Annotated in this window: 24 protein-coding genes and 1 tRNA gene; 7 read left to right on the top strand and 18 right to left on the bottom strand. The window is 64.7% G+C overall.

What is annotated here, in order from left to right; translation table 11 throughout:
- Positions 1-6: 6 nt before the first annotated feature.
- From H9654_RS09595 to H9654_RS09615, 5 genes are all read left to right on the top strand, one after another.
- Positions 7-432 carry a GCN5 family acetyltransferase gene (locus H9654_RS09595; protein WP_191770659.1) on the top strand — a complete coding sequence of 142 codons (426 nt, stop codon included), beginning with the start codon at positions 7-9 and terminating at the stop codon, positions 430-432.
- Between the two features lie 57 nt (positions 433-489).
- On the top strand, positions 490-843 hold the full coding sequence (locus tag H9654_RS09600; protein ID WP_191770660.1) for a DUF2489 domain-containing protein: 354 nt from the start codon (positions 490-492) through the stop codon (positions 841-843).
- Between the two features lie 66 nt (positions 844-909).
- Positions 910-1,668, top strand: a complete 759-nt coding sequence (locus tag H9654_RS09605; protein ID WP_191770661.1) for a hypothetical protein — start codon at positions 910-912, stop codon at positions 1,666-1,668.
- Positions 1,669-2,072: 404 nt separating this feature from the next.
- The gene (locus H9654_RS09610; protein WP_191770662.1) at positions 2,073-2,483 is read left to right on the top strand and encodes a hypothetical protein; all 411 of its coding nucleotides are present in this window, start codon (positions 2,073-2,075) and stop codon (positions 2,481-2,483) included.
- On the top strand, positions 2,480-2,785 hold the full coding sequence (locus H9654_RS09615) for a helix-turn-helix domain-containing protein (RefSeq protein ID WP_101098773.1): 306 nt from the start codon (positions 2,480-2,482) through the stop codon (positions 2,783-2,785). The genes H9654_RS09610 and H9654_RS09615 overlap by 4 nt, the downstream gene beginning before the upstream one ends.
- Before the next feature lie 328 nt (positions 2,786-3,113).
- Here the strand turns inward: H9654_RS09615 and H9654_RS09620 are convergent, their stop codons facing one another.
- Positions 3,114-3,530, bottom strand: coding sequence for a BLUF domain-containing protein (locus H9654_RS09620; RefSeq protein ID WP_191770663.1), 417 nt, complete (start codon positions 3,528-3,530; stop codon positions 3,114-3,116).
- 141 nt (positions 3,531-3,671) lie between these two features.
- On the opposite strand from H9654_RS09620, the gene H9654_RS09625 reads away from it, so the two are divergent.
- Complete coding sequence (locus H9654_RS09625) at positions 3,672-4,076, top strand: hypothetical protein (RefSeq protein ID WP_191770664.1); 405 nt, start codon at positions 3,672-3,674, stop codon at positions 4,074-4,076.
- A 52-nt stretch (positions 4,077-4,128) separates the two neighbouring features.
- Here H9654_RS09625 and H9654_RS09630 read toward each other — a convergent pair whose 3' ends face one another.
- The 7 genes from H9654_RS09630 to H9654_RS09660 all read right to left on the bottom strand — a co-directional run bounded on the left by H9654_RS09630 (position 4,129) and on the right by H9654_RS09660 (position 9,043).
- Positions 4,129-4,506 (bottom strand): putative quinol monooxygenase, encoded by a 378-nt coding sequence (locus H9654_RS09630; RefSeq protein WP_191770665.1) that lies wholly within the window; start codon positions 4,504-4,506, stop codon positions 4,129-4,131.
- 49 nt (positions 4,507-4,555) lie between these two features.
- Positions 4,556-5,344 carry a carboxymuconolactone decarboxylase family protein gene (locus H9654_RS09635; protein WP_318241128.1) on the bottom strand — a complete coding sequence of 263 codons (789 nt, stop codon included), beginning with the start codon at positions 5,342-5,344 and terminating at the stop codon, positions 4,556-4,558.
- The gene (locus tag H9654_RS09640) at positions 5,322-5,810 is read right to left on the bottom strand and encodes a (R)-mandelonitrile lyase (RefSeq protein WP_191770666.1); all 489 of its coding nucleotides are present in this window, start codon (positions 5,808-5,810) and stop codon (positions 5,322-5,324) included. Before H9654_RS09640 ends, H9654_RS09635 begins: the two co-directional genes overlap by 23 nt.
- A gap of 1 nt (position 5,811) precedes the next feature.
- Positions 5,812-6,252, bottom strand: a complete 441-nt coding sequence (locus tag H9654_RS09645; protein WP_191770667.1) for a (R)-mandelonitrile lyase — start codon at positions 6,250-6,252, stop codon at positions 5,812-5,814.
- Between the two features lie 42 nt (positions 6,253-6,294).
- Positions 6,295-6,642, bottom strand: coding sequence for a cyclophilin-like fold protein (locus tag H9654_RS09650; RefSeq protein ID WP_191770668.1), 348 nt, complete (start codon positions 6,640-6,642; stop codon positions 6,295-6,297).
- Positions 6,643-6,779: 137 nt separating this feature from the next.
- The gene (locus H9654_RS09655; RefSeq protein WP_191770669.1) at positions 6,780-7,988 is read right to left on the bottom strand and encodes an MFS transporter; all 1,209 of its coding nucleotides are present in this window, start codon (positions 7,986-7,988) and stop codon (positions 6,780-6,782) included.
- Entirely contained in the window at positions 7,985-9,043 is a 1,059-nt protein-coding gene (locus H9654_RS09660; RefSeq protein WP_191770670.1) for an alpha/beta hydrolase, read from the bottom strand. Before H9654_RS09660 ends, H9654_RS09655 begins: the two co-directional genes overlap by 4 nt.
- A gap of 109 nt (positions 9,044-9,152) precedes the next feature.
- Here H9654_RS09660 and H9654_RS09665 point away from each other — a divergent pair, with 109 nt between their 5' ends.
- The gene (locus H9654_RS09665; RefSeq protein WP_191770671.1) at positions 9,153-10,046 is read left to right on the top strand and encodes a LysR family transcriptional regulator; all 894 of its coding nucleotides are present in this window, start codon (positions 9,153-9,155) and stop codon (positions 10,044-10,046) included.
- Positions 10,047-10,204: 158 nt separating this feature from the next.
- Here the strand turns inward: H9654_RS09665 and H9654_RS09670 are convergent.
- The 10 genes from H9654_RS09670 to fabD all read right to left on the bottom strand — a co-directional run bounded on the left by H9654_RS09670 (position 10,205) and on the right by fabD (position 18,784).
- Positions 10,205-10,279, bottom strand: a tRNA-Val gene (locus tag H9654_RS09670).
- A 65-nt stretch (positions 10,280-10,344) separates the two neighbouring features.
- Positions 10,345-10,698 (bottom strand): PilZ domain-containing protein, encoded by a 354-nt coding sequence (locus tag H9654_RS09675; RefSeq protein WP_042613390.1) that lies wholly within the window; start codon positions 10,696-10,698, stop codon positions 10,345-10,347.
- A complete protein-coding gene (locus H9654_RS09680) occupies positions 10,695-11,666 on the bottom strand; it encodes a DNA polymerase III subunit delta' (RefSeq protein WP_191770672.1) in 972 nt (323 codons plus the stop codon). Before H9654_RS09680 ends, H9654_RS09675 begins: the two co-directional genes overlap by 4 nt.
- A complete protein-coding gene (gene tmk / locus H9654_RS09685; protein ID WP_191770673.1) occupies positions 11,663-12,328 on the bottom strand; it encodes a dTMP kinase in 666 nt (221 codons plus the stop codon). The genes H9654_RS09680 and tmk overlap by 4 nt, the downstream gene beginning before the upstream one ends.
- A complete protein-coding gene (gene mltG / locus H9654_RS09690; RefSeq protein WP_191770674.1) occupies positions 12,325-13,386 on the bottom strand; it encodes an endolytic transglycosylase MltG in 1,062 nt (353 codons plus the stop codon). Before mltG ends, tmk begins: the two co-directional genes overlap by 4 nt.
- A 235-nt stretch (positions 13,387-13,621) precedes the next feature.
- Complete coding sequence (locus H9654_RS09695; protein ID WP_191770675.1) at positions 13,622-14,986, bottom strand: aminodeoxychorismate synthase component I; 1,365 nt, start codon at positions 14,984-14,986, stop codon at positions 13,622-13,624.
- Positions 14,987-15,197: 211 nt separating this feature from the next.
- Positions 15,198-16,460, bottom strand: a complete 1,263-nt coding sequence (fabF, locus tag H9654_RS09700) for a beta-ketoacyl-ACP synthase II (protein WP_042613385.1) — start codon at positions 16,458-16,460, stop codon at positions 15,198-15,200.
- Positions 16,461-16,624: 164 nt separating this feature from the next.
- Positions 16,625-16,864 (bottom strand): acyl carrier protein, encoded by a 240-nt coding sequence (gene acpP / locus H9654_RS09705; RefSeq protein ID WP_057506950.1) that lies wholly within the window; start codon positions 16,862-16,864, stop codon positions 16,625-16,627.
- A 150-nt stretch (positions 16,865-17,014) separates the two neighbouring features.
- The gene (gene fabG / locus H9654_RS09710; RefSeq protein WP_191770676.1) at positions 17,015-17,758 is read right to left on the bottom strand and encodes a 3-oxoacyl-ACP reductase FabG; all 744 of its coding nucleotides are present in this window, start codon (positions 17,756-17,758) and stop codon (positions 17,015-17,017) included.
- A gap of 81 nt (positions 17,759-17,839) precedes the next feature.
- Positions 17,840-18,784, bottom strand: a complete 945-nt coding sequence (gene fabD, locus H9654_RS09715) for an ACP S-malonyltransferase (RefSeq protein ID WP_191770677.1) — start codon at positions 18,782-18,784, stop codon at positions 17,840-17,842.
- Between the last annotated feature and the right edge of the window lie 117 nt (positions 18,785-18,901).

Here is an 18,901-nt window from a genome sequence, read left to right on the forward strand (position 1 = left end):
GACGCAATGACTGTTCCTTCGCATCCTGTGGTTGCGCCTGGCCTGGTTGGCACGTATCCGGCAGAGGCAGAAGCCGGCGGCGGCTACGTATGGGATGCGGTGCTTGAATACCGTGTGTGGAGCCATCCCGAACGCGGCGCACCTGATCTGGCAGACGGCAGTGACTATTACCACGCCTTCGAGACGCATGAGGAGGCGCTGGAGTTTTCCGCGTCATCGAAGGGCGCTGAGGAGCCACTGGCGTTGATCGTCCAGGAGGAATACATCGACGAGCCGGAACCCGGTCGCTACGTGCATGTACTCGAACGTCGTGTTGCGGAGTGGCACGTCCCCTTCCTGTCGCGGCCACGACGCACCGCCGACACCATCCCTCGGTTCTTGGCTCCCGATGCCCCACCCAACCGGCTGGACATACTCCGCGGCCTCGCCTAGCGGAGCCCATTGATGGCCCACTGTCCACTCTGAAAAGGACATCCCGTGATCCGCCACATGAGCCACGAAGAGTATGTCATCGACTTCCGTCGCCAAGCCGTGGCGCTGTGTTCGGGCATCCTGGACGGAACGATCAACGTAATTGCAGGCTGCCATGCGCTAAGGAGCCTACGCTGGGAAGTCGAGGTGGAACAGCACGATGAGGACTTCTTCCTCTTCGCCATGATTTCGTCGGAGACCGAAACCCTGCCCACCGGGGCCGAGCGTGACCAATGGGCCCCAGCAGCGCTGGCCGAACTGGAGCCGGAACTTCAGGAAGCCATCGAATGGGCCCTGCCGCAAGCCGTTGTGGCGTGCAGATCGGTTGTGCAGCGCTTCGGCCCGGACGGGTCCGGAAGCGGCAGCGCTTGATCGGTTAGTAACCGGCCCTCGGATACCATTCGGGTACGCCTGAACTTCATACGCAAGGACGCCGTTATGCCCAGCTGCCGCTCATTCCGCCCTGCCCTGCTCGCCGGCCTGCTTCTGGCACCACTCGTGGCGCTCGCCCAGCCGGCGCAGACCCCTGCCGCCGTACGGCAATACCAGGCCATGCAGACGCTCAAGGCGATGGCCGCTTCTACCAAGAAACCTGCAGTAAGCGAAATCGCGTCCCAAGTACGCAGCGCCAACAATCCAGATGTGCTGGTTGGCATGGACGCCATGACGCCCACGCAAGCACTGCAGATCTGTGGCTTCGCCGAACACGCCGTGCTGGTCTCCTCGGACATGACAGGTGACGGCGCCAACCGGACCCTGCTGCAGCAGATGGCGCCCGCGTGGAATGACGCGAAAGTGTTCGCATTGCAGTGCAACGCCAAGCACGTATCGCTGCGCGGAACCGCCATGGCAAGACAGCCAGACGCACAGCGGACCGATGACTATCTGCTGCCCCTGCGCATGCATGCCGAGCTGCTGGTTGGCTACTATGCACGTGTGAGCGTCACCGTAGCCTCGCCCGACACACCGCTGCTGCAGCGCCAAGCCATCCTGCGCGAGGCATTGCCGGCGGCCGACATGGCCGTTCGCTCGCTATCGCTGCATGCACGCGCGCAACATCAGAAAAACGTGCAGCAGCAGGTCAATCAAGTGGCGAATGCAGATAAATCGCTCGTTGCACCCCTGCTTGCTGTATTCAACACGACCGAATGCAACGACGCATGCAGGCTGCTCAATACCCAACCCGCCATGCTGTAATGGCTTGATCGGCTGCCTACGGGATCGACGACACGTGCACGCCTGAGCATGCGTTCGGCGTGACGCCCCTGCCTGCCTGCGATGACGTGGACGTCCACTGAGCGCTGTGCTTTTGAAGATCGGCCCATGTACGTGGATGCCTGCGGCTGTTGGTATGTAGATGCTGGCGACGTAGAAGCGTCAGTCGGGATTGGCATCCTGTTCGGCAAATACAATTTTGGCTCTGTTTTGCCCTCTGGGCACGGCGGAGAATGCACTGCATCGCGCGCCGGTTTCATGGTGGGCGATGTGTGGGGATCCCTGATCCGCCGGCCATTTTTGTGTTTGCCCCGGTATGCCAACCCGCATCGCCCGCCACCTCGCGCGTCCGCGCAGGTGGCCACACGCCTTGGGAAGGATGACCGATGGAATCGCAGAATCCGCTTAGTGCCAAACGCTTGCACGCCTTGATCGGCGACGAGATCCACGAGTTTCCGCCTTACTTCATGGAGCGGCTGGAAAGGAAGCTGGAGGAGTTCGAACACTCCCGCGAAAATCCGGCGGGCGTGGTGCATCTGCAGCTGGTGCCCGACTTACCCAAAGACGCACGTGTGTTCGACCTGGACAGCTACGCCGACCGCCACAGCAAGGTAGCCGTGCCGCGCGCCACGCTGCAGGGCATCAGCGCGATCCTTGAAATCCTGCATTCGGTGCAGGTGGGCAGGCAGGACGGCGGCACGCATGCCGTGCTGAGCGATCACTTGGTGGAGGGCCTGATCACCGCCGGCCGCGCCTTGGTGAACTCATCCATCGAATCCATGCGGAGTGCAACATGAGTGATATCGAATTCAAGATCCCGCCGATCAACAGCGCCGCCGCCCGCGACGCTGAGCGCGCGGAGTACCTGGACGTCCGGATGCGGATGGAGGGATGTGACGAACCGAGCATCGGGCGCGCCCTGCTGCTGGTTGCAGAACTGCACGGCATGTCACGCATCGCGCAGGCGTGCGGCGTGAGCGTGGTAACCCTGCGCCGCCAGTTGAACGGCACCCGCCCGCTGTACCTGGAAACCGTGCTCGGTGTAATGCGCGCAATGAACCTGCAGCTGCGGGTGGAAGATCGCGTTACCGCTGATTGATTCCATTGGCAGTGAGGTGCATCGGGTGGGTGATGACCGCCCTCGGTGGGTGACGACTGTCCTTGGTGGGTGACGACCGTTGGTCGTCACGCCCCTGCCCGGCCGACCTGCCGGCAACACGCCTCGGGTCAAGCTCACCCAGGGGATGTGCTTGCCCTGATCGTCCCGGGGTCTGACTCACCCTTCTTGTAGTCGTAGGCAGTGAGTTGCCAGAAGGCTGCGGCGTCCTCGCCCGTGACCCATGTGTAGCTCCAGGACTCCCTGCCTCCTGTAGCATCCGTCTGCGCGATGCCGATGGCGGGCGCCGCACGGACGGCGCTTCGCAGTTTCAGGCGTGGCTGAAACGTCCGTTCACTACGTCCAGCAGATGGTCCACCGCGCCGGGCCGGCGGTTGCCCTGCACGAAACCGGACCAGTCCGCGCGGGCGATGGAGCCCAGCACGATGCTGTCCACTTCGAACTTCTTCAGCGGCCAATGGCGGAACAGGCGCTTGCCGGTCACGCCCTTGGCGATCTCGGCAATGCCGGTGTGCAGGCCAGCTTGGCGCACGCGCCCGTAAGCCTGTGCCACGCCCTCGCCGGGGCCTTCCAGATACTGAAGGAACCGGCCGCCGTCAAACAGCAGCACGCCACTGACATCGGCAGCACGGTTGAACGCTTCGGCATCGGCAACGAGCGCCTGAAGGTCCTGCGGGTCGATGCGCTTGCTGACCCGGCTTGTGTACACCACAGCTTCCAAGGACATGAAACCTCCTTGCGCTTCTGCGCGAACTAAGCAAGGAGAAACCTTAACAGCTGAATGCGTTCATAGTTTGGACGGAAGCTGAATAGGGGGCCGGGTTCCTCGGATAGGTGCAGAATCGGGGTTTCCGACCGGGCTGGGCGCATGAAGACGCCACAAGTACCTGCCACCCATATGGAGCTGGCTGTGGATGGCAAGTCGCCTGAGCTTTTCGCTGCTTTGCGCGACTTGTTCCTTGCCTATCGAAGCGAGCTTTCGGTTGTGCACGATGAGAATGGGCGTTTCTACGCAAACTGTAGAAAGCTTGATGCGAAGGGCAAGGTTCAGTTCTTCGGGGCGATTAAGGTATCGGGCCGCAAGCATTCGTTTCACTTCATGCCGGTGTATGACTTTCCCGAACTGCTTTGCGACCTCAGTCCAGCCTTGAAAAAGCAAATGCAGGGGAAGTCGTGCTTCAATTTCACTTCTTCGGATCCGGCTGTGCTGGAAGAACTGCAACACCTTGTTCAACAGGGCGCTTCCCGCTACAAAGCAGTCGGTAAGCTTTGAGATCGCCGTGCACATGATTGCTTCGGTCACGTCCGCGCAGCAAGGTTCACTGCTACTTGATCTTCAGCTCCGGCAGAAGAGGATCAACATCAACCAGCTCCAGAGACTTGACCATGTGCAGCGTCCCGTTCTTGTACTTGAGGAAATGGGGACTCTTCACGTGCTGTTCGTATGCCTGCCGGCTCGCATATATTTCAAGAATCGTCAGTCTGGTCGGGTCCTTCTTGTCGAAGACGGCGTACAACGAAAGCACGCCTGGCTCGAGCTCCATTGAGGCGCGAACCTCTTCAGCCAGGGCGTCTCGGTAGGCGGGCAAATGGTCCGCGTTTACGGTGATCTTTGACAGCCTCGTCATCTGCAACTCCTCAGCTCCAACACTGAAGGAGCATGCAGCCATGCCGATCAAGGTTCCGATGAGTATCTTTTTCAATCAATTCTCCAACGTGCACGTGCCACTCGGCGCAGAGTTTTCCGGAGCATCATTCCTGCCGATCCTCGAGCTGGCGCTGAATACTAACGCGGACACGTTCGGCAGCCTCCACGCTGAATCGGGCTTCGAGAACATCGGCCAGGCTGGACAGCTGCTCAGGGCGCACGCCTATGTTCATGCTGATTCCTATGTGAGACTGCAACTGGGGTTCCACCCCGGACATGGCAGCCAGCATGCTGACCGTAGCCAACTCGCGGCTCTGCCAATCAAGGTTGTCGCGCTCGAAGATGTCGCCAAAGAGATGCGTGCGCAGATACTCATTTGCCTGCGGTGCGAAATCGAACAATGGCCCTGAGACCGGACCTCCAGCCAGCTGGGTCTGATTCGCGGTGCCTGCGGCGAGCAACGCGTCGCCCTTGGGAATCGGCTTGCCGGGCTCGCGCCCGGCTTCATCCTGGATGCCCCTCTGCCTGCGCGCCTCCGCCACCTTCATCAGTTCGCTCAATGCGTTCAGGCTCCGCGGAAAGCCCGCATAGGCGTAAACCTGCACGAGGATCTCTCGTGCTTCGGCCACACTCAGTCCCGCGTCCAAGCCCTGATTCAGCGCGCCCCGAAGGATATCCATGTTGCCAGTTGCTGCTGAGGCGCTGATCGGAATAATGGCTTGCTGGCGGGTGTCCAGTTCGGTGGTAGAACCCACGTTTGATCTGACGTTCATAGCTGCTCCTTCATATGCGAAAGCCATCTGTCCCGGACCGGAGACAAGCATCGCCGCACCCATCAGGCAGGCGAGACGACTGGACCGCCGTTTCCAATCAATCGCCTTGGTACTGGGCATCGGTCACCTTCTCCAACCAGTTCACGTTCTGACCCTCGCGCACGCCGGTCACGGCAAGGTGCGTCATAGCGGTACCGGGGGCAGCTCCATGCCAGTGCTTCACCCTTGGCGGGCACCACACCACATCCCCGGGACGAACGACCTGAAGGGGCTTACCCCACTCCTGCACGCGCCCAACGCCAGAGGTGACCACCAGACGCTGGCCCGCGGGGTGGGTGTGCCACGCTGATCGTGCACCCGGCTCAAACGTCACCAGCCCGCCGGAGGCGGAGATACCAGCGTCCGCGGGCCAGAGCGGGTCGATGCGAACGCTGCCGGTGAAGTACTCCGCAGGACCCTTCATCGAAGCCTGATTCCCGGCAGCGGTGATCTGCTCGGGCGCCGCAGCTTGAGCCTCATGGGGAACGCCGAGCAGCGCCCAGACAGAGAGGGCCATGAGCCCGCGAAACGCGGATCGAACCAACATGTCAGGCGCCTCCCTCAGAGCGGGCCGGTGCGTCAGCTGCGGCAGGTCCGGCCAGGTACTGCGCTTCGGTCACATGCTCCAGCCAGTCAACGTTCCTGCCATCCAACGCCTCCTGGACTGCGATATGCGTCATGGCGGTGGTGGGCGATGCACCGTGCCAGTGTTTGTGACCCGGCCGGCACCGGATCACGTCACCCGCGCGGATCTCCACGATCGGCCCGCCTTCGCACTGTGTCCAACCGAAGCCGGCAGTAACGATAAGCGTCTGCCCCAACGGATGGGTGTGCCACGCAGTGCGCGCGCCCGGCTCGAAGGTGACCGCGGCGCAGGATACCCTCGATGGCGCAGGGGCAGCATTGAGCGGGTCGATGCGGACGGTGCCGGTAAACCAGTCCGCCGATCCCTTGATGGATGCCTGCGTACCAACGCGTTTGATTTCCATGTGGCTCACCTCGTTGTGGTTTATAAGGGATGCGGCCAACCGCTAGTCGGACTCGATGCGCGCCTCAACGGGGCCTTCCGTGCGAAGGGTCTGCAGTCCTCCTTCTATGCGACCCAGCCGGATCAGACCCTTCGAGTATCCAAAGGGCTTGTGGAAAATGGCCAGGTTTCCCCACGGCGCATAGAAGGCGATATCGCCTGCCACCGGCGTGATTCCCTCCGGCTCGCCCGCCACGCTGAGACGGCGGGGAAGCTGCGCGATCTTCTCAGTCGCGGCGTAGTCCTCAAGCTGCAGCGTCAGGGGCAACTGGGCCGCGAATTCGCGTCCGGGGATACTGTCTTCCAGGGTGGCCGACAGCGTCTGATCATTGATGATCAGTCGAATCTTCATGGAATGGACCTCCGGATTGGACCGTACTTTCATGGGCACGATGGGTTGATGATTGTGCTCGGCAGAGCATGCCGACACCGCTCCGAATGCAAGAGAAAGGCACAGCAGCGGCTCTGCGGTCGACGACATTCGCCCCATCAGCCCCGACCCTCCGCGGCGACCGCCGGCCCCGACGGGGCCGCAGCGCCGGCCGCCGTGACATAGGCGAGCAGTGCGGCAATCAGCAGCAGGCCTGCACTGGCCAGGAACGTACTGGCAAAGCCGACGCTGTCTAACAGCAGTCCGCCGACGGTCGAGCCGAGTGCGATGGAGCACTGCACCACCGCCACCATCAGCCCGCCGCCGGCCTCGGCGTTGTCAGTGAAAGTGCGGGCCAGCCAGCTCCACCAGCCCACTGGCGCGGCCGTTGCCAGCAGGCCCCATGCCGAGAGCAGCGCGGCGGTCGGCCAAAGGTGGGGCCCCAATGCAACCAAGGCCACGGCAATGAGCGCCATCAAGGCTGGAATGATCACAAGCGTTCGGTAAAGCCCACGCCTGATGAACGCGCCAATGACGAGCGTGCCCACGAAGCCGCTTACGCCGATGGCCAGCAGCACCAGGGGTACAGCGGACGTTCCCGCACTGGTCACCCTTTCCAGGAACGGCCGCACGTAGGTGAACAACGCAAATTGCCCCATGAAGAAGGCACCGCAGGCAAGCATGCCAATTGCCACCAAACGCCGCCGGAACAGCGCGACCAGCCCGCCTTGCGACTGCGCGCTCTCCGCAGGCATGGAGGGCAGACAAAGCCACTGCCATGCGAGGGCTATGGCAGCCACCGGCAAAAGGCACAGGAACGCACCGCGCCAGCCGATCATGCCGCCCAAGTAGCTGCCTAATGGCGCCGCAACGACCGTTGCAAGCGCGTTGCCGCTGTTGAATATCGCCAAGGCTCGCGGGACTTTTGCAGCAGGCACCAGCCGCATGGCCGTTGCGGCAGACAGTGACCAGAACCCACCGATCACCACGCCAATCAGCGCGCGCCCTGTCATGTAGACCGGATAGTTGGGAGCCAAGGCCACCACCACACCCGACACCGCCATCAACGCGGTGAGGATCAGCAGCAACGTTCGTCGGTCCATGTTGCCTGCCAACCGGGAGATTGACAGGCTGGTCAGCACCGCAAAGGCGCCTGAAATGGCAATGCCGTACCCGGCAAGACCTTCGGTCACGCCCAGATCTTCCGCCAGGGGAGTAAGCAGGCTCACCGGCATGAATTCAGAGGCGATCAACGCGAAGACGCACAGCGTCATCGCGAGCACGCCGCCCCAATTGGCGCGACCTGCAGTGGCGTCGTTGCGGCTCATTTCGAGGCAAGACCGCGCTGGAAGAACCTCGTCAGTTTTTCCAAGGGAATCAGGTTGGTACGGTCATACAGGTCCACGTGCCCCGCACCTTTCACCCAGTAGAGCTCCTTCGGCTGGCCCGCCCTTTGGTAGGCGTCTTCGCTGAACTCGCGGGAATGCGCGGCGTCGCCGGAGACGAACAGCATCGGCCGGGGCGAGATGGTCTGGATGTCATTGAAGGGATAGAAGTTCATGAATTTGACCAGGCTGCTGAAGAGCGGCTGGGTCGTCAGCTCCGCCGTATCGCCCTTGGGCGTGTAGGCGCCGCGCGGGGTGCGGTAAAAGTCGAAGAACTCGCGTTGGATGGCAGGGGTGTCAGCATCGAGCTTGTTCACTGTGCCTGGCACGTACACAGCTGCCCCGCCCTTGAACTCGGCCAGGCGCTGATCGGTTGCGGACTGGATCACCGCCTTGCGCTGTTCCAGCGATTGCCCGTTGTTCAGCCCCTGCCGTGCAGCCGCTCCCATGTCGTACATGCTCACCGTGGCAATGGCCTTGATGCGCGGGTCGATCTTGGCCGCGCTGATCACAAAGCTGCCGCTACCGCAGATACCCAGGCCGCCGATCCGATCCGGGTCCACGAAGGACTGCGTGCTCAGGAAGTCCACGGCCGCACTGATGTCGTCCGAATAGATTTCCGGAGCAACCAGGTGCCGCGGAGCACCGCCGCTTTCTCCCCAGAAGGAAAGATCGATCGCCAGCGTAACGAAGCCCTGCTCGGCCAGCTTCTGCGCGTAGAGTTGCGAGCTCTGTTCCTTCACCGCGCCCATCGGGTGGCCGACCACCACGGCGGGGGCGCGGCTGCCGCCAGGCAGGCCCTGAGGGCGGTACATCGTGCCTACCACTTCCATCTGGTACTGGTTGCGGAAACTGACGCGCTCACCGGTGACCGTGGGGCTACGGTAGAAGTTATCCGCCCCGGCGGGACGGGTTGGCAGCGGCGCGACAGCGGCCAACGTGGAAAGCGGGAGGAGGTGGCTGGCAAGCAGCGCCAGCAGCAACGTGGTGGGTTTCATGCGCGTGCGGCCTCGGTGGGGACTCAGGTCGCCAAGATAGGCCCCGGCCGCTACTGCGATAAGCCGGCTGAAAGTTGATGCATTGATGAGTTGAGCTCACAATTGCCCCATGAGCGCCGTGAAGACCAATGACCTCCAAGCCTTTTTGGTGGTGGCACAGGAGCAGAGCTTCACCAAAGCGGCGGTTCGCCTTGGGGTGACGCCCTCTGCGCTCAGCCATTCGATGCGGTTGCTGGAAGAGCGCCTGGGCATCCGCCTGCTGGCGCGGACCACCCGCAACGTCTCCCCTACCGAGGCGGGCGAGCGCCTGATGCGCTCCATCGCACCGCACTTCGAGGCCATCGGTGCCAGCGTGGAGGCACTGGGAGACCTGCGCGACCGTCCGGCTGGAACCCTGCGGATCTCCTGCACGGACGATTCCATGGAGACCATCATCCGCCCACGGCTTGCCGGATTCCTGGCCGAGTACCCGGATATAACGCTTGAGTTCTACGTGGATTACGGCTTTACCAACGTGGTGGAGCAGCGCTTCGACGCCGGCATCCGGCTGGGCGAGGCGCTCAGCAAGGACATGATCGCGGTCAGGGTTGGCCCCGATTGGCGCTTGGTCGTGGTGGGATCGCCCGATTACTTCGAGAAGCATCCCAAGCCCAGGAAGCCGGCCGACATCACCCGACACCGCTGCGTGCACATCCGGCATCGCCCAAACGGCGCCATCTATGCCTGGGAGTTCGAAGAAAAGGGCAAGGAATTCACCGTACGTGGCGACGGACCGTTGGTCTTCAACAGCATGACCCACGTAATCAATGCCGCACTGGATGGACTGGGCTTGGCCTATGCGCCGGAACCGATGGTAGCCGAGCACATTGCACAGGGCAGGTTGGTGGCTGTGCTGGACAAGTGGTGCGTCCCCTTCCCCGGCTACCACCTTTACTACCCTAACCGCCGGCAGCCGTCGCCCGCGTTCACGGCACTGGTAGCTTGGCTGAAGCTGGATGTGTGATGTGCAGGTCGATGCGGGGTGCGGCCTTGGTACCCTCTTGCGGGCGCGCAGCATCGCCAATGACGTCGACGAAATCGATGTCAATCATCAACCAGAGTCCGGGGATGGCGAATAACGCAAAAAAGCCCCCGTTTCCGGAGGCTTTTTCAACCTGATCATGGTGGGCGGTACAAGGTTCGAACTTGTGACCCTTGCCGTGTGAAGGCAATGCTCTACCGCTGAGCTAACCGCCCGATGCTGCTGAGCCGCTCATTATAGGGGCTTTCCCGAGAGCGTCAATACTTTTCAGATCACTTCTTCACATCGTCTGGGTCGGCTTTTCCGACGTGGTCAGGCCGGCCAGCAGCGTCTCGATCTTGTGCCGTACCGCCTCGCCTTCCTGCCCATCCGCCAGCTGCACGCCGATGCCCGAGGGCCGGTTGCCCTGCGCGCCGGCCGGGGTCACCCAGATCACCTTGCCGGCAACCGGCAGGCGCTCGCTGGAATCGGGCAGGGTCAGCAGCAGGAACACCTCGTCGCCGAGGAAATAGCGCTTCGGCGTGGGCACGAACACCCCGCCATTCTTCACGAACGGCATGTAGGCGCCATAAAGCGCGGCCTTGTCCTTTACGGCAAGGGACAGGATGCCCTGTCGGGCGTTGGTGGCGCTCATCGATTACCCCTTGGGTGCTGCCGTTCGTTGACCTTGTTCCAGGCCAGCAACAGTTCTACCACGGCCAGATCCGCGCGCACGGTGGTGCGCAGCAGGTCGCGGGTCCGGTTGGCAGCGTCGAACCAGGCTGCCAGCTTGTTCAAACGTTCCGGCGCGGTCAAGCCATCGCTGCTGGCCATCGCCAGTGCCAGGTCGGCGGCAAAGCGCAGCCGCAGCGCGGCGTCTTCATCGCCGGTCCATTTCTGTGCCAGCGCCACTGCGCCGGTGCGCCCCGCAGCCAGCGATTCCAGGTCCTTGGTGACCTCGCGGCGCAGCTCCAGGCCTTCTTCGCGCAGCCAGGAATCGGCCAGCCCGGGATGGCCGCGCGCGGCGTCCAGCGCCTCCATTGCATCGTCCTCGCGGTGGCCCTGATGTTGCAGCCACGCCAGCGCTTCTTCGCGTGGCGGCAGCCTGAATTCCAGCCGCTGGCAGCGGCTGCGCACGGTCTGCGGCAGGCGCGCCGGGTCGCTGCTCACCAGCCACAGGTAGCGGCCGGGCTGCGGCTCTTCCAGCGTCTTCAGCAGCGCATTGCAGGCCGCGCGGTTGATCGCATCGGCCGGGTCCACGATCACCACCTGGGCGATGCCGTACTGCGGGGTCAGCGAGAGCTTCTGGCCGATCTCGCGCACCTGCTCGATGACGATCTCGGTGCGCAGCTTGTCGCCGCTCTTGTTCGGGATGAAGCTGATGATCTGCAGGTCCGGATGCGTGCCAGCCGCAATCAGCTGGCGCGCGCGGTCGGCCTGCGGGCCACCGCCCTGAGTGAGCACGTGTTCGGCCAGGGCATCGGCCACGGCACGCTGGCCCAGCCCGGCCGGTCCGCAGATCAGCAGCCCATGGCCCAGCCGGCCCGCATCCAGCGCGGCAATCATCTGGTCATAGGCGCGCTGCTGCCACGGTGAAAATGCCGCCTTTCCGGTCGCGCTCATGCGCCCTCCCCGTTCTGCAGGAACTGCTCCACGCAGGCCACCACATCGGCTGCTACGCGCTGTTGCACCTGACTGGCATCGACGAGCGCGAAGCGCTGCGGATCCTGCTGCGCACGTTCGCGGAATACTGCGCGCACGCGCTGGAAGAAATCGTCCTGTTCGCTCTCGATGCGGTCTGGCCACAGATCGCGGCCGTTGGCGCGCGCGCGGCCGGTTTCCACGTCCACGTCCAGCAGCAGGGTCAAGCCCGGCAGCAGGCCAACCACGCGGCGCTCCAGATCGGCAATCCACGCGGCGTCCAGCCCGCGCCCACCGCCCTGGTAGGCGTAACTGGAATCGGTGAAGCGATCGGTCAGCACGAAGGCGCCACGGCGCAGTGCCGGCTGGATCACCTGGCGCACGTGCTGGGCGCGTGCGGCGAACACCAGCAGCAGTTCGGCTTCGGCACTCAGCGGTTCGGCGGCGATCGCTTCATCAGGCTTCAGCACCAGCGCGCGGATGCGTTCGGCCAGCGGCGTGCCCCCCGGTTCGCGGGTCAGCACGACCTCGTGGCCATGCGCGCGCAGGCAGGCATGGATGGCATTGATGGCGGTGGTCTTGCCCGCGCCTTCGCCGCCTTCCAGGCTGATCAGGCGCGGGTGGCGCAGCAGCGCGGCACTCATTGCGCTTGGTTCTCCTTGATGCGGTTCTGGCGCAGCTGCTGCAGGTAACGCGCCACGGCGACGTTGTGCTCTGCATAGCTGGCCGAAAAAACGTGCGCGCCACTGCCATCGCCGACGGCGACGAAGTACAGCGCATCGCCAGCTGCGGGCTGCGCGGCGGCGTTCAACGCATCGCGGCTGGGCATGGCGATGGGCGTGGGGGTGAGCCCGGCGCGGGTATAGGTGTTGTACGGCGTATCGGTGGTCAGGTGCACCCGGCGGATGTTGCCGTCGTAGGCCGGGCCGATGCCATAGATCACGGTCGGATCGGTCTGCAGGCGCATGCCCATCTTCAGGCGGCGCACGAACACGCCGGCAATCTGCGGGCGCTCGCTGGCCAGCGCGGTCTCTTTTTCGATGATGGAAGCGAGCGTCAGCAGTTCGTACGGCGAGTTGATCGGCAGGCCGTCGGCGCGCGAATCCCAGGCTTCGGCGAGGGCCTTTTCCATCGCCTCATGGGCGCGCTTGAGCACGTCCACGTCGGTGTCGCCACGCTGGTAGACGTAGGTCTCCGGCAGGAAGCGGCCTTCGGGATGCTGGCCGCCGAAGCCGAGGCGCTGCATCAGCGCGGCGTCATCCAGTTCGTCGGTGGTGTGCACCAGCGGTTCGGCGCGCTTGAGTGCGGCGCGCACCTGGCGGATGTTCCAGCCTTCGATGAAGGTGACGCGGTGCTGCAGCACGCGGCCCTGGCGCATGCGCGTCAGCAGCTCGCGCGGGGTCAGCGTGGCATCCAGCGCGTACTCGCCGACCTTCAGCTTGCCGGCGGCATCCATCTGGCGGGCGAGCAGCTGCCATTGCGCGTCCTGGCCTTCGTCCACGCCGGCTTCGCGCAGCTTGCCGAGCACGGTGTTGAAGCCATCACCGCTGGCGATGACGATGCTCTCCTGGTCGGGACTCAGCGGGCGGTCAGCGAACTGGCCCTGTTGGTAGAAAAACCATGCGCCGGCGCCTACGGCGATTGCACCGAGCAGCACCAGGATGCTCACCACCATCAGACATCCGCGCTTGGCTGCCGCCATGGATTACCTCGAAGAATTATTCAGGTGTGCAGGATACCGCGAACGTGTAGCGCCGAGCCGTGCTCGGCGGGCGCGGGGGTGGGGCGACGGCGACAGCGACAGCGACGGCGACAGCGTGACGACCAACGGTCGTCACCCACCAGGGCGAAGGCAAAGGCTGACGGCCGGCGGTCGCCACCCACCGGGGCAACAGCAGGCGCAGACGGCCAGCGGCCGTCACTACCGCGGCGCGGGGTCAGCCTTGCTGGCCGAGGGCGCGCATCAGGCCGCGGGCTTTGGCGCGGGTTTCGTCCAGTTCCTTGTCCGGGTCTGAATCGACGACGATGCCGGCGCCGGTGCGGAAGCTGACTTCGTTGCCCGCTACTTCGGCAGTGCGGATCAGGATGTTCAGGTCCAGGTCGCCGTCGCGGTTCAGCCAGCCGAAGGCGCCGGTGTAGGCGCCGCGCGGAACCTGTTCCAGTTCGCTGATGATCTGCATGCAGCGCACTTTCGGGCAGCCGGTGATGGTGCCGCCGGGGAACGTCGCGGCAATCACCTGCCCCGGGGTGACGTCATCGCGCAGGGTGCCGCTGACATTGCTCACGATGTGGTGCACGTGGGCATAGCTTTCCACGGTCATCAGTTCGTCCACCACCACGCTGCCGGGCGTGCAGATGCGGCCCAGGTCGTTGCGCTCCAGGTCGATCAGCATCACGTGTTCGGCGCGTTCCTTCGGGTGGCCGACCAGCTCCTGGATGCGCGCGGCATCGTCGTCGCCATCAAAGCGCGGCCTTGTGCCGGCAATCGGACGGGTCTGCGCGTGGCCGCCATGCACCGACACCAGCCGTTCCGGTGATGAGCTCACCACGTGGCGGCCGTGGCCGGTGAACAGGCCGGCGAACGGTGCCGGGTTGGCGCGACGCAGCTGGGCATACAGGGCCTGCGGGCTCACCGCATCGGCAAAGTGCGCGCACCAGCGGCGCGACAGGTTCACCTGGAACACATCGCCGGCCAGCAGGTAATCGATCACCCGCCGCACGCCGTCGGTGAAGCATGCGGGTGCGTCTTCTTCCATGCGGATCGGTGGCTGCCAGCCCTGCCCTGCGGCCGGTGCGCCGGTGGCCAGCTGCGCCTGCAGAGTGCTCAGCAGCGCCTGCTGGCCGGCTTCAGCCACCAGGTAGCTGCGCTGTTCCAGGTGGTCATGCAGCACGGCGGCGGGGCAGCGCAACGCCAGCGCGGTGGGCTGGCCATCAGCGCGCGCCATCGGCGGCAGCACGGTCTCGATCTGGCTGGCTACTTCGTAGTCCAGCAGCAGTGCCCAGCCGCCCCTGAAGGGCAGCGTGGGGGCGTGCGCGGGTGGCAGGCGCTCGGCTTGCCAAGCGGCGTCCAGCAGGTCCAGGAAGGCGCCTGCGTGGGCCTGGCCGGTATGGTCGCGGACGATGCCATCGGCATCCAGCCGCAGGAACGCCTCGCCCGCTACCAGCAGCAGGTCCCAGCGGCCCTGTGCGGTGCCGGAAGCAGTCGATTCCATCAGCAGCGGGAAGCGCGCCGGGTCGGCCTGCTGCAGGCCCAGCAGGTCGGCCGGGGTGTCCAGGGGCTGGATCAGGATAGGATCGGGCATGTCGGCGCAGCGCCTGGAAGAGGGGGTGTAGGGTGGCGAGCGCCGGGACGGTAGCGCCGAGCCATGCTCGGCGAGCGCAGCGGCAAACGCGACCGCAACAGCCGCCGGGCATGTCCTGCCGCCGCCTTCAGCGCTACCGGGACCATGCGACGGGGGCCGGCCCGGGGTGTCGAGCAAGCTCGACACTACGCCGTAGCGGGCGGGAGCCGCCTCAGACGCGCTTGAACACCAGCGTGCCGTTGGTGCCGCCGAAGCCGAAGCCGTTGGACATCACCACGTCCACCTTGGCCTGGCGTGCTTCGTTGGGCACGTAGTCCAGGTCGCAGCCTTCGCCCGGCTGGTGCAGGTTGATGGTCGGCGGAATCACGCCATCCTGCAGCGCCAGCACGGAGAAGATCGCTTCCACGCCGCCCGCCGCACCCAGCAGGTGGCCGGTCATCGACTTGGTGGAGCTGACCAGCATCTTGTAGGCGTGGTCGCCGAAGGCGGTCTTCATCGCCATGGTCTCACCCAGGTCGCCCAGCGGCGTGGACGTGCCATGCGCGTTGAGGTAACCGATCTGGTCCGGGTTGACCCCGGCGTCCTTCATCGCCGCCGCCATGCAGCGCGCAGCACCTTCGCCGCTCTCTGCCGGTGCGGTCATGTGGTACGCATCGGAACTGGCACCGAAACCGGCCAGCTCGCAGTAGATCTTCGCGCCGCGCGCCTTGGCGTGCTCGTACTCTTCCAGGATCAGGATGCCGGCACCGTCGCCCAGCACGAAGCCGTCGCGGTCCTTGTCCCACGGGCGCGAGGCTGCGGTCGGGTCATCGTTGCGGGTGGACATCGCCTTCATCGCACAGAAGCCGCCCAGCGCGGTCGGCGAGGAGCCACGTTCGGCGCCACCGGCGACCATCACGTCGGCATCGCCGTACTGGATCATGCGCATCGCCGTACCGATGGAGTGGTTCGACGTGGCGCACGCGGACACCGCCGAGAACGACGGACCCTTCAGACCGGCGATGATGCTCAGCTGGCCCGGCAGCATGTTGATGATGGTCTTGGGCACGTAGAACGGCGAGATCTTCTTCCCTTCGTGGAAGTCGATGGTCTGCTCTTCGATGCCCAGCAGGCCACCGATGCCGGCGCCGACGATGGCGCCAATGCGCTCGGCATTGCCTTCGTTGATCTCAAGACCCGAATCGGCCAGCGCCATGAAGGACGCGCCCAGGCCGTAGTGGATGAAGGGGTCCATCTTCTTGGCGTCCTTGCCGGACACGCGGTACTTGCCGAACTGTTCGTTGTCGGCGGTGATGTCGAAATCCTTGACCTCACCTGCAATCTTGGTGGTGAAACGGTCCAGGTAGGCGTCGGCAACGTGGGTCAGCGGACCGATGCCCGAACGGCCTTCGGTGATGCCCTGCCAACTGCTGGCCAGGTCATTGCCCAGAGGCGAAACCATGCCCATGCCGGTAACGACGACGCGACGCTTCATTGCTTTCTCCTGACCCGGAAGTAGTGCGGGTATGACACGGGGTGGAACGTAATTGGATCCGCGCCCGTATGCAGCAGCGCAAATACACAGGGCCGCATTCGCGGCCCCATGGGATGCCGTGCGCGGTTACGGCCGAGCCGCCGCCGCGCACCAGCCGCCTTGCATCAGGCCTTGGTGTGCGACTTGATGTAGTCGATCGCCGCCTGGACGGTGGTGATCTTCTCGGCTTCTTCGTCCGGGATTTCGCACTCGAACTCTTCTTCCAGCGCCATCACCAGCTCGACGGTGTCCAGCGAGTCTGCGCCCAGGTCATCGACGAACGATGCGCTGGTGGTGACTTCTTCTTCCTTGACGCCAAGCTGTTCGACGACGATTTTCTTGACGCGTTCTTCGATGGTGCTCATGGGGTATTGCTCCAGATGGAGTAGTGGTTCAAAAAGACGCCATCGCAGACGATGGCCGTGGGATAGTGTAGTGGAAACCGGCGGCGCCTTGCATGCAAGTAAAACGCCATCCAGATCAACCACTTGCGGCGCGCTCCGTGCGCCCCGTGCTTACGGCATGTACATCCCGCCGTTCACATGGAGTGTCTCTCCGGTGATGTAGTTGGCTGCCGGGCTGGCCAGGAAGGCCACCGCATGGGCGATGTCCTCCGGCGAACCCAGGCGTTCCAGGGCGATGTTGTTGACCAGCGCCGCGCGCGCTTCATCAGGCAACGCCTTGGTCATGTCGGTGTCGATGAAGCCGGGCGCCACCACGTTCACGGTGACCCCGCGCGAGCCGATTTCCTTGGCCAGCGACTTGGAGAAACCGATGATGCCGGCCTTGGCAGCGGCGTAGTTGGCCTGGCCGGCGTTGCCGGTCACGCCCACCACCGAGGCGATGTTGATGATGCGGCCCTTGCGTGCCTTCATCATGCCGCGCATGACCGCCTTGCTGGTGCGGAACACGCTGGTCAGGTTGGTGTCGATGATCGACGCCCAGTCCTCGTCCTTCATGCGCATCAGCAGGTTGTCGCGGGTGATGCCGGCATTGTTGACCAGGATGCTGATCGGGCCGAATTCCTTGGCGATGTCGGCCAGCACGGCATCCAGTGCGGCACCGTCGGTGACGTTCAGCGCGCGGCCGTGGCCACCCTGCCCGGCCAGGCGCTCGCCGATGGCGGCGGCACCGGAATCGGTGGTGGCCGTGCCGATGACCGTGGCGCCCTGGGCGGCCAGCAGGTCGGCGATGGCGGCACCGATACCGCGGCTTGCGCCGGTGACCAGTGCGATTTCACCCTGCAGGGGCTTGCTCATGATGCTGTCCTCGAATGGTGCGGTCGCCCGCGCGCGGCGCCATGCCGGGGGGCACGACGCAGGCGGGCAACGGGAAGGGAGTCAGGCCGACCATGCCTCGCGGGCGGCTTCGACGTCGCCCGGGGTGGCCAGCGAACGGCCGTCGATGGTCTTGTCGATGCGCTTGACCAGGCCGGTCAGCACCTTGCCCGGGCCGCATTCGGCGATACGGGTGATGCCACGCGCGGCCAGCGCCTGCACGCAGCCGGTCCACTGCACCGGCTGGTACAGCTGCTGCACCAGCGCGGCGGCGATGGCGTCCACGCCTTCGTGCACGGTGGCATCCACGTTCTGCACCACCGGCAGCTGCGGCGCCCGCCAGGACAGGCCGGCCATGGTTTCGGCCAGGCGGTTGGCGGCTTCGCGCATCAACGGGGTATGCGAGGGCACGCTGACGGCCAGTTTCACCGCCTTGCGCACGCCCTTTTCAGCGAGCAGTGCCAGCGCGCGATCCACCGCAGCGGCATCGCCACCGATGACGATCTGGCCGGGCGAGTTGTAGTTGGCGGGCACCAGTACCTGGCTGCCGGCCGCTTCCTTGCACACGTCCAGTACCAGCGCGTCTTCAGCGCCGAGCACGGCGGCCATCGCGCCCACGCCCGCCGGTGCGGCGTTCTGCATGAACTGGCCACGCAGGCGCACCAGGTGCGCACCGTCGTGCAGGCTCAGGGCGCCGGCGGCGACCAGCGCGGAGTACTCGCCCAGGCTGTGGCCGGACAGAAGCGACGGCTGCGCGCCGCCCAGTGCCTTCCAGGTACGCCACACGCCGATGCTGGCAGCCAGCAGGGCCGGCTGGGTGTATTCGGTGCGGTTGAGCATTTCCTCCGGGCCGCCCTGGGACAGCGCCCACAGGTCGACACCGGCGCCATCGGATGCTTCCGTGAAGGCTTCACGCACCTGCGGGTGCAGCTCGGCCAGTTCGGCCAGCATGCCCACGGACTGGGAGCCCTGGCCGGGGAAAACGAAAGCAAGAGTGGAATCAGTCACGCGGTCATCCGCCTGGTTTGAATCGAAGCAGGCCATGATAAAGGCGATTGCCGCCTGCCGTCTGTACGTGCGCGTATGCAGGGCAGGCGGGGGCGTGACGACCAACGGTCGTCACCC

The sequence above is a fragment of the Stenotrophomonas lacuserhaii genome, from assembly GCF_014836545.1.
Classification (GTDB): Bacteria; Pseudomonadota; Gammaproteobacteria; order Xanthomonadales; family Xanthomonadaceae; genus Stenotrophomonas; species Stenotrophomonas lacuserhaii.